Source organism: Bradyrhizobium sp. INPA03-11B, assembly GCF_040446015.1.
GTDB classification, from domain to species: Bacteria; Pseudomonadota; Alphaproteobacteria; order Rhizobiales; family Xanthobacteraceae; genus Bradyrhizobium; species Bradyrhizobium macuxiense_A.
Map to the genome: position 1 here is coordinate 1 of NZ_JASGSR010000200.1, position 9,298 is coordinate 9,298.

Here is a 9,298-nt window from a genome sequence, read left to right on the forward strand (position 1 = left end):
GCGCTGGCCGGAGCGTCTTCGGACGACGTGGACGCCGGTTCGCGTCGAGAAACCGCGTCAAACTGGGATCTAGAGCCCCGTTCCGATTCCACCGGAACAGGGTTCTGCGTGCGGGCCGTCACATTCCGGTCAGATCCGGCGCAATTGTGCATTGCAAAAAAGTCATTTGCGTTTTGGCCGTTCCGCACTATTTGAGCCGGCAATAGCGATGTGCAGCAACCTGGCAAGGCGTCGGCGCTGACCGCCTGCCATTCGTTTGCTTTGAAAATCCAGTTTCAGGACGAGACCAAAATGACAGAGCATAGCCTCTGGCGTTTTTCGCGCGCATTGCATCGCGCGATCAACGAACGCCAGCTTGGAGACATCGAGCTCATGCTCGATGACGAGGTCGAATGGGCCATCTACGGGCCGATCGACCTGTTTTCCTTCTTCGGCTCGCGCCGCGGCAAGGCCGCCGTGCTCGAGGTGATCAGGCAGATCGGCGAGAACCTGCGGGTGCACCGCTTCGACCGGGAGTCGATCATGCTTGGCGTGGATTCCGCGGCCTCGATGCTGCGCTACTCGCTGACGGCGCTCGACTCCAACAAGCCGATCTCGCTCAGGATCGCGCATTTCGCGCGGTTCAAGGCCGGCAAGCTCACGAGCTTCCGCGTGCTGGTCGACAGCTTCGACCTGGTCGAGCAGACCGTCGGCTACCCGATCCATCTGCCGCGCATCGCGGTCTGACGGCTACCTGATTCACGCCTTCGTCATGTCCGGGGCCGCGCCTTCGTCAAGGCGCCCGGCAGCTGCGGCCTGTTTTGCCAGCCCCGAACGGTCGCGCCCGGGCGGCGTGATGCGCCAACGCGCGCGCTGGTCCCGGACAGGACGATCACGCGTCTATCACTTGCTTTCGCGATACCGTTGCCGCAATTTTGCGCCACGGCAAATGCATACTGCCGCTTTGGAATTTGCGGGCTGGGAATGACTTCCACATTGCGATTTGGCTGGGCGAGGCTGCCGGTGCTGGCGGCCGGCTTCAGCGTTGCGATCACGTTTTCGGCGGGCGCCCAGAGCTCACCATGGCAGATCGCTCCCGCCGTCCAGGAGACTGCGAAAGACGCCGCAAAAGACACTCCGGCCGACAGCGCCGAAGCCGACGAGGCGCCGCCGACGGCCGACGCCAATGACGCCGACATCCTGAAGGACATCGACCAGAGCAAGCTCGACTGGAGTCAGCTCGACACCGATTCCACCAGCCTGCCCACGCTGGCGCCGAAGAGCGCCGCCAAGCGCAGCAGCATCGCCGGCAACGATCCGTCCTGGACCACCAACAACAACGCCAACGGCTCGTCGGCGGTGTCGGTCAAGCAGTCGATCTCGCCGTTCCTCGACACCCGCGTCGGCGCCGACATGACGGTCGCCAAACAGGGGGCGACGACGGCGTCAGAGCAATTGTCGGAGCGGCTCGCCAATGGCGGCAGCCTGCCGCAATCCGGCGGCTCGGCCTGGGCTTCGATGTCCGCGCCCGGCGTGGCGTCGATCTGGGACAAGACCTCGGTCGAGGCGCGTGTCGATCCCGGCGCCGACCAGAGCAAGGTCGGCACCTCCCTGAGCAAGTCGGTCCCGCTGTCGGAGCAATATTCGCTGACGCTGCAGGGCGGCTATAATTTGATCCAGCAGGGCGTGGTCCCGGTGCCCGGCATCATCGGCACCCCGTCGCACAGCTACGATACCGATCAGTCAGCACGGCTGTCCGTTACCGACACCGGCACCAGCATCACCGCAGGCCAGACGCTGTCGTCGACCTCCGACGACCGGTGGCTGCGCCGGATCGGCGCCGAGCAGAAGCTGTTCGACGGCGTCACCGTCTCGGGCTCGGTCGGCGAGACCGCCCAGGGCACGATCAACAAGAGCATCGGCGCCGGCTACAAGCACTCATGGTGAACGATCTATTAGCCCTGTCGCGCTAATGATCAGGCATTGCCCCAACTTGGCCCAGATGCGGTCAAATTCGGCGGCACTGATAGGTCCGTAACTTCATCAATTCGTCGTGCGGGGGACAAGCCGCGCTTCGCTATTGCGAACCAGGGGAAAGCCGATGAACGCCACCAACCGTACCGAGGAAGCCACAGAGGCGACGTCCGAGGTCGACACCAACCTCGCTGCGGTCTCGGAAGTCGAAGCCGGCATCCGCGATTTCGTGCGCAACGATATTGCCTATCTGCGCCGGCCGGTGGCGAGCCCGGAAACCGCGCCGACCGACACCAATACCGATGCCACCGTCAGCAACGTCAACTCGCTGATCCAGCGCGTCGCCGGCACCTCGCTCGCCGAGATCGAGAAGCTGATCGGTGAGCTCGAGAGCCTGCGCGACCTGCTGCATGCCGAGGGTCAGCGCGTCCAGCGCGAGATCTCCGGCTACGCCCAGCTCAGCCAGGCCGCGATGAAGTCGACGCGGATGATCGCCGACAACGTCTCGCAGTGGAAGCGCGCCGCCGACGGCCTGCGCAACAGCTGATCCTGATCAATTCAAGAATCCGGCGCCGCCGCCTCCCGACCGGGAGGCGGCGGTTTCGTTTTGCGTGGCGGATTCAACGCGGAACGTTTCGTTATTCAGCGCGGTGTAAACTCCGCGGCGTCAATTCTTGCAGAAGCCGATTTGAACTTTCGGTGCCGAGCCCGCGCCCAATCCGGAATTCGTGTCCGGACCGCGCCTGGTGCGGCATCCATTTGGAGAGAATTCATGCAGAGCGTCCGGCCGGATAACGCCGATCCCATACCGCTGCGCCGGCCGCAGCAGGGCATCGGCACGATCATGATCCGGTTCATCGGCATCCTGGCGGCTGCGACCGTCGTGATGGTGCTGATCTGGAATCGCTAAGGCCTGAGTCAGGTCGGAAGGGCCGCGTCACCGCAAAGCGCGAAGCCGCCTTCCGAACAGATGATGCCCAATCAAGAAGCTTCTGGAAGAAGTGTGACGCAGCCTGCCGAGGGGTCACATTGAAAGGCGCAAATGCGCGCATTGGGCGCTGCCAGCAGCGCCCGGAGTTACGGACGGTCGATCAGCGATCGATGCTCGCGGTGGTCTCGAAGGAATAATTGCCGTCGGCAAAGCCCTTCACGACCATTCCGGTCGCCAGCATCACGACAACCGTTACCGTCGCGAAGATAATTCCGACGAGTTTCAGCGCGCTGCGATCTGCCATGGTATCCCCAGTGGTGCTTGCCCGGATGTCCGTGCCCTCAAGCATAAGGCAGGGACAAAGGTTCAAAATGCGTTAGCAAAAAATGAGTTCCACGCAACGCACAACTGCGTCGGCGGCAGACTTAGTCTGCCACCATGGCGTCCGTGCAACATCAGAGGCGTGGGGGCAACATCAGGAACCGGGATTCCGGCGCGGCACGAAGGCGGTCGCGAGGAACGAGAACACCACCTCATTGCGCTGATTGACGCCGGTGTTGCGCGCCTGAAGGATGCCCCATTCGGGCCGCTTCTCGGACGTGCGCTTGGTCTCGACCTGGTTGGCGAAGCTGATGGTATCGCCCGCCAGCACCGGGCGGATCCAGCGCAGCTCGCGGAAGCCCGGCGAGGGTCCCCAGACCGCGACCTCCTCACCGCGCGCGGCGGCTTCGGCGGCGAGCCGCTTGCCGTCGGCGACCAGGAGCTTCATGCAGACGCTGGCGACATGCCAGCCTGACGCGGCGAGCCCGCCGAACAGCGAGTTGCGCCCCTCCTCCTCGTCGAGATGGAAGCGCTGCGGATCGAACTGCGCGGCAAAGCGCTTGATGTCCTCGGCGGTGAAGGTGAAGGAGCCGAACTCGCGCCGCGCCCCGATCTCGATATCTTCAAAGAAACGCATCTGGTCTATGTCCTGAGCATGATCTTCGCGGAAAACCGCTTCACACTTTTCCGGATCATGCTCGCTTACCCGCGCCGTCCCGGCGGCTGACGATGATCGGCGACTCCATCTCGCACAGCATCTCGCCGCGCGCGTTGCGGATCGTGCCCTTGAAGGTGACGATGCCGGTCTCCGGCCGGCTCTTCGAGACGCGCGCCTCGACCACGTCGACATCCAGCGTCAAATCGTCGCCCGGACGCAGCGGCGCCACCCAGCGCATCTCGTTGACCCCGGGCGAGCCGAGCGAGGCGGTGCGGCCGATGAAACCGTCGAACAGCATCCGCATCATCAGCGAGCCGAGATGCCAGCCGGAGCCCGACAGGCCGCGGAGCATGGATTTCTGCGCCGCCTCCTCGTCGAGATGCATCGGCTGCGGGTCGAACTCGGCGGCAAAGGCAAGGATTTCCTCGCGCGAAACATGGCGCGGGCCGAACGTGCCGAAACGGCCGGGCTTGAAGTCTTCGAAGGTCAGCGTGGTCATTGGGTGAGGATATGCCGGAGGGAAGCCCGATTGTGGCCGTTATTTGCAGCAATCACAACCGGCCCACTCGCATAGCTCGCCCCTGGACTGCCGGCGCCCGGTCCGGGGCGCGCCTTTGGCGGGACCGATCGGGCTCCTACCGTATCGATCCCACAGGTCGCGGAGGCGCTTTGGCGCCGTCCCGTACCGTGGCCCGGCGAAAACGCCTCGTCCCGATGGACGCCTCTTCGCAGGCTCCCGGGACGAAGTGATCACGCCGGGGGTGACGCAGTAGGATGAACGAGACGCGAATCATATGTCGGCTGGCCGGGAGAACCATGATGTTCGATTTCCAGGATCTGTTTCAGTGGGACCGTTTCATCACGCCCACGATCATCAAGACGTTCTACTGGCTGGTGATCGCGGTCATCGTGCTGTTCGGGATCTCCGGCATCCTGTGGAGCCTCACCGCGATGGCGATCAGCCCGTTCGTCGGCTTCATCCAGCTGCTTGCGTCGATCGCCAGCGTCTTCGTCGGCATCGTGTTCTCGCGCATCATCGCCGAGTTCATCCTGATCGTTTTCCGGATCAACGAGCATCTCGGCGCGATCCGCGATCGCGATGCGGGAATGCATTGAGGCTCAGCCTCCGGCGGGACGCCTGCCGCCGATGCCGTGGTTAATCCGAAGTAGTCCCCGCGCGCAAATGCCAGCGAAATTCCAGCCGGGATCTTAAATCCGCTCGCGTATCACCCCCTGCATTGCCAAGACCAACGCGGGGGCGTCGTGACTTCCAGGAATGGTTTTATTGCCGTGAGGCCGGGCACAGCGCCGGGCTTCACGACCGAGGATATTCTATGGGCTGTCGGCATCTGGTCGGTGATCCTGACCCTGGCGCCGGTGATCGTGTTCTATCTGCTGATGGTGGCGTAACGCCATCCATGCGTCATTGCGAGGAGCGATAGCGACGAAGCAATCCATTGGTCCGCACGCGCGGATAAATGGATTGCTTCGCTTCGCTCGCAATGACGCTCACGCAAAAAACGCGCGGGTACCGCGCGTTCTTTCCAGTCCGAACCAAGGCGGCGTTGTTACGCCGCCTGCTTGTGCATCGCGCCGGACGCCGACGCCGTGCCGCGGATCGCCTTGATCGAACGTTCGATCGCGGCCCACAGCCGATTGATCTCGGCCGCGGCGCGGCCTTCCGCGTAATATTCGCGGGCGCCTTCACCCTGGCCGAGCGCCATCAGAAGATCGGCGCGGTTGGTGATCTGGCCGCTCCACACCGGTGCGCGGAATTTCGCCAGCGCCTCGCGCGCGATCGCGACGATGCGGCTTTCGGCGCCGTCACGCTGAGCGGGCGCGCCGTTGATCACGACGGCATAGGGCTTGCGCATCGAGCGGCAGGTCTGAATGGTTTCCTGCACCGCGTTGACGTCGAACACGCCGGGCCGCGCCGGAATGATCACCATCGTCGCGTTCTTGATGGAGTCGTCGACCACGGCCGACAGATTCGGCGGCGTGTCGATGAACACCCACTCGATGCCGTCGCGCTTGGCTTGCGCAATGATGCCGCTGACCGAGTTCACCGCGGTCTTGATCGCCGGCTCGTTGGTGCCGCGCAGCTTGTGCCAGAGCGTCAGCGAGCCCTGCGGATCGGCATCGATCAGCAGACAGGGCTTCGTTGCCTTGTGCACTTGCGCAGCGAGGTGAGCAGCCAGGGTACTTTTTCCCGAGCCCCCCTTACGCGAAGCGAAAACAATCACGTTCATACGTTGGCCTCCAGATTGACCCCAGGAGGCGAAAATGAATCAGCACGCTGATTCGCGAAAGAAAAAATTTCTTGCAATCCGCAAAGTGGCCAAGATTACCGGTGCATTTTGCTTTTTGAGTCACACCATACTTATGACGCAACCGCAAATGGAAGCGCTAAGCGTTTGATATGACTCACGCCTAGCGCTTTTCGGCAGTTTTGGCGCGCTCACGCGCGATCCATTTGCGCTCGATCCAGCCGAGCAATTGCGCCGTCGGTTTCTGCAAGAACGGCACATCCTGCGCGAACAAAAGGAGTCCGAGCGGCAGCATCCAGAGTCCGAGCACCGGCAGGAAGCTGAAGATGCCGCCGATGATCAGCAGGATCGCGAGCGGAATTCGCACATAGCGCGACGACGGCTTGCGCAGCCACGCGACGAAGCGCGCCGGCTTGTTCGGAAGCTTGGCCTCGAACCAGGCGAAGTGCCGATCGATCTCTTGCTGGTAGTATTCGCTCACGCGTCCCACTCCGTCCGTTCCACAGGCGGGAACGGATTGGCAAACAACACAAGTCGCAGAGATGATGCTGCGTGACAGCGTCACAAGGCGTCAGTCTGTCGCGCATCGCTGCCTTGAAATCGCGGCAAGGCGATCCACGCGCGTTTGCGCGTGAAGTGACGTCGGTTCGCATGAAGGCACACAGCAAGCGAGCGCTGCTTGCGTGCGCGCAATCGGAACCAGATCAGTGCGTGGACTTCTTCGCCTTGTGCGATTTGTGGACCTTCCGCTTGACTGCGACCGGCCGCCGCTCCTCGCGCTCGCTCGCCTCGCGCGGCTCAGCGCCGCCGCGGAAGAACACCCGGCAGGCCGGCGACAGCTGCGCCTTGTTCCTGATCATGCAGGCCGTGATGCGATCGACGTCGGGAATCTCGGGACCACAGAGCCGGAATGCATCCGGCGTACAGGCCTGCTGCTGGTCCGGCGTATAGGCCTCGCTTCGGCCGGGCAGCAACAGCGCCGCAAATCCGAGCATCAACGCAAACGAAAAACTCCGTGAACCGGCGGTCCCCATGCGTCCCCCCAAGGTGGCACTTAAGGCATCGTTAAGGCGTCGTTTCGCGGAGTGTGGGTGATGCGACGAAGAAGTGCAAGCGGACGCGATGACACGCTGGCGGCGATCAAGGAAGCTGCGAGTGATCTCGCAATAGCCTGAGCTGGCGACGTCCCACTGGGTGATGATTGCGGATGGTACAGTTGGGTGGGCTCGAACCACCGACCTCCTGTTCCACAGACAGGCGCTCTAACCAACTGAGCTACAACTGCATCCTGACGCACGGCCCCGCAAAAGGGGGGCGGCGATTTGGGGCGGAAACTAGGTGCAACGCCCGCCTTTGGCAAGCGCTTAACGCGCCGATTTCCGGTCTTATCTCGGGCGGCTTAACGGTCCGCGGCAGCAAAAAGGCCCCGACCGATAAGGCCCGGGCCTTTCGCTATCTCAAGCAGATCGCGATCAGGCGGCCGGCTGCTGATAGAACTTCGAGGCGCTGGCCTTGATCGGCTCGGCGGTCTCGCTGGCGACCTTCTGGCCGAGCTCGGCCAGTTCCTTGGCCTGCGCCGTGTAGGTCTCGAACTGCTTGCGGGCGTGCGAGGTCCAGAGCTCGACCGCTTCCGTCGGCGACTTCACGCTGAACAGCTCCTGGGCGAAGTCGAGCGACGAGGTGGTGTTGGCCTTGAAGAACTCGATCAGCTTGGCCGAATAGGCGGTGGCGCCCTTGTTCATCGAGGTGAAGACGGCCTCGACGGTCGAGTTGTGGGTCTCGGCAGCGTCCTTGAACTTGGCGTAGCTGTCGCGGGCCTGCAGCACGCCCTTCTCGGCGAACGCGCGGACCTGCTCGGGAACTTCGAACGGGATGATCGAGGCGGAAAACGGATCGGACGGGTTGGTCATACGTGTAATCCTTCGCAACGGGTGAGTAGATGTGACCATTGCGGACGTCCCGGAGCCAGCAGGCCGGGAGCGCTGAAATGGATCACGCTGCCTTGATTCACGGGAGTGCCCTTCGTCGGGCCCGCCTAATAAACACCCATATCATGTCAATTTTGTGCAACGCAACGTAAGATCGCGTGCAACGCATATTTTTTATGTGGCGGAATATGGCGTTACCGCCCCCGGGCCAGCCGCAGCCGGCCCGGATCGGCGGTCCCGTCAGCTCTTCGGCTTGACCGCCTCCATCGCGGCGCGGCTGACGGCCTGGCCCATCTCGCTGGCCTGCTCGGCGAGCGCGCGCATCTGGCCCTGCACATATTCGCTGTGCAGCCGCATCACCTCGGTGAGGTCCTTGGCCTTGAGCAGCGACTGCGCGTAGTCGAGCGACGACTGCACGTTCTTTTCGGCATAGGACAGCGCCTTGGTGGACAGGTCCTTGGCGTCGGCGCGCATCGTGGCGTTGCGCTCCTCGATCTTGCCGGCGGTGTCGCGCGCGTTGCTCACGAACTGCTCGAATGCCTTGCGCGCCTGATCGAAGCTCGCCTCCGCCATCGACCGCATATCCTTGGGGATCTCGAACTTGGGGATCTCGAAATGGTCACGCCCGTTGTCGCTCATGGTCGCTCTCCCTCGCTTGGTGATCGGCCCGCCGGTTGGCCCTGCGGGCCCAAGGTGGAATACAGGGTAGACTACAAGGTAGAATAGGCGGCACGATATATCGCGGCACTGCAATCGCAGGTGTGACGCGGCGCTGCCCTGGTTCCGCAACACGCTGTCGCAGCCGCCTCTGCCGGACAACGCCAATCGGCTGTGGATCGTTCAGCCGAGTTAACGTTATCCCGCCTTTGGCGGGGGCAGTTTCGCTGCGGACATGGACCTGCCGCCCCCCGCTTGCGATACTAACCTTCTGTTAAGGCTGTCGTCCTGCGGCTGCCGGCGCTTCGGCAATGCGAGGAAAAAGCCAAACCTATGCGGTCAAATCTTGCGTGATGAGTGACGCGGAATTCCAGATCCAGGCGCTCGGCGATGTGAGGCTGGCGGACCATGCGACGGACGCCCTGCCGGCATGGCTGTGGTCGGCCGACGGCGCACGGATTCTCTGGGCCAATCCGGTCGGCGCGCAGGTATTCGGTGCCGCCAATGGCGCCGAGCTGGCGAAGCGCGCCTTCGGTCCGGCCGATCCGCATCGCCGCCAAGTCGCGCGGCTCGGTTACAACCT

General features: G+C 63.2%; 15 protein-coding genes and 1 tRNA gene. 7 read left to right on the forward strand and 9 right to left on the reverse strand.

All coding sequences use genetic code 11. The features are described from left to right. From QMZ05_RS39170 to QMZ05_RS39190, 5 genes are all read left to right on the forward strand, one after another. The coding region (locus tag QMZ05_RS39170; protein WP_353705624.1) for a hypothetical protein at positions 1-195 on the forward strand (195 nt) is incomplete at its 5' end. A gap of 96 nt (positions 196-291) precedes the next feature. Then, entirely contained in the window at positions 292-726 is a 435-nt protein-coding gene (locus QMZ05_RS39175; RefSeq protein ID WP_353705625.1) for a nuclear transport factor 2 family protein, read from the forward strand. A gap of 237 nt (positions 727-963) precedes the next feature. After that, entirely contained in the window at positions 964-1,926 is a 963-nt protein-coding gene (locus QMZ05_RS39180; RefSeq protein WP_353705626.1) for a hypothetical protein, read from the forward strand. A 154-nt stretch (positions 1,927-2,080) separates the two neighbouring features. Further along, a complete protein-coding gene (locus QMZ05_RS39185; protein ID WP_021081820.1) occupies positions 2,081-2,500 on the forward strand; it encodes a hypothetical protein in 420 nt (139 codons plus the stop codon). 225 nt (positions 2,501-2,725) lie between these two features. Continuing rightward, entirely contained in the window at positions 2,726-2,863 is a 138-nt protein-coding gene (locus QMZ05_RS39190; RefSeq protein ID WP_181196149.1) for a hypothetical protein, read from the forward strand. Positions 2,864-3,044: 181 nt separating this feature from the next. On the opposite strand, the gene QMZ05_RS39195 is transcribed toward QMZ05_RS39190, so the two are convergent. The 3 genes from QMZ05_RS39195 to QMZ05_RS39205 form a co-directional block, all read right to left on the reverse strand. Continuing rightward, on the reverse strand, positions 3,045-3,188 hold the full coding sequence (locus QMZ05_RS39195; RefSeq protein ID WP_016841369.1) for a hypothetical protein: 144 nt from the start codon (positions 3,186-3,188) through the stop codon (positions 3,045-3,047). A gap of 171 nt (positions 3,189-3,359) precedes the next feature. Beyond that, the gene (locus QMZ05_RS39200; protein WP_279708906.1) at positions 3,360-3,842 is read right to left on the reverse strand and encodes a MaoC family dehydratase; all 483 of its coding nucleotides are present in this window, start codon (positions 3,840-3,842) and stop codon (positions 3,360-3,362) included. A gap of 55 nt (positions 3,843-3,897) precedes the next feature. Continuing rightward, positions 3,898-4,362 (reverse strand): MaoC family dehydratase, encoded by a 465-nt coding sequence (locus QMZ05_RS39205; protein WP_353705627.1) that lies wholly within the window; start codon positions 4,360-4,362, stop codon positions 3,898-3,900. Between the two features lie 320 nt (positions 4,363-4,682). Here QMZ05_RS39205 and QMZ05_RS39210 point away from each other — a divergent pair, with 320 nt between their 5' ends. After that, positions 4,683-4,979, forward strand: a complete 297-nt coding sequence (locus QMZ05_RS39210) for a DUF4282 domain-containing protein (protein ID WP_050422462.1) — start codon at positions 4,683-4,685, stop codon at positions 4,977-4,979. Positions 4,980-5,431: 452 nt separating this feature from the next. Here the strand turns inward: QMZ05_RS39210 and QMZ05_RS39215 are convergent, their stop codons facing one another. The 6 genes from QMZ05_RS39215 to QMZ05_RS39240 all read right to left on the reverse strand — a co-directional run bounded on the left by QMZ05_RS39215 (position 5,432) and on the right by QMZ05_RS39240 (position 8,697). Further along, complete coding sequence (locus QMZ05_RS39215) at positions 5,432-6,112, reverse strand: ParA family protein (protein ID WP_021081815.1); 681 nt, start codon at positions 6,110-6,112, stop codon at positions 5,432-5,434. Positions 6,113-6,293: 181 nt separating this feature from the next. Further along, complete coding sequence (locus tag QMZ05_RS39220) at positions 6,294-6,611, reverse strand: hypothetical protein (RefSeq protein ID WP_353705628.1); 318 nt, start codon at positions 6,609-6,611, stop codon at positions 6,294-6,296. Positions 6,612-6,834: 223 nt separating this feature from the next. Further along, positions 6,835-7,164, reverse strand: coding sequence for a hypothetical protein (locus QMZ05_RS39225; protein WP_353705629.1), 330 nt, complete (start codon positions 7,162-7,164; stop codon positions 6,835-6,837). Positions 7,165-7,338: 174 nt separating this feature from the next. Then, positions 7,339-7,415: transfer RNA gene (locus QMZ05_RS39230), tRNA-His, on the reverse strand. 187 nt (positions 7,416-7,602) lie between these two features. Next, positions 7,603-8,040, reverse strand: coding sequence for a phasin (locus QMZ05_RS39235; RefSeq protein WP_074130367.1), 438 nt, complete (start codon positions 8,038-8,040; stop codon positions 7,603-7,605). Positions 8,041-8,298: 258 nt separating this feature from the next. Further along, on the reverse strand, positions 8,299-8,697 hold the full coding sequence (locus QMZ05_RS39240; protein WP_353705630.1) for a phasin family protein: 399 nt from the start codon (positions 8,695-8,697) through the stop codon (positions 8,299-8,301). Positions 8,698-9,068: 371 nt separating this feature from the next. On the opposite strand from QMZ05_RS39240, the gene QMZ05_RS39245 reads away from it, so the two are divergent. Next, positions 9,069-9,298 (forward strand): PAS domain-containing protein (locus tag QMZ05_RS39245; RefSeq protein WP_353705631.1); only part of this gene is annotated, 230 nt, incomplete at its 3' end.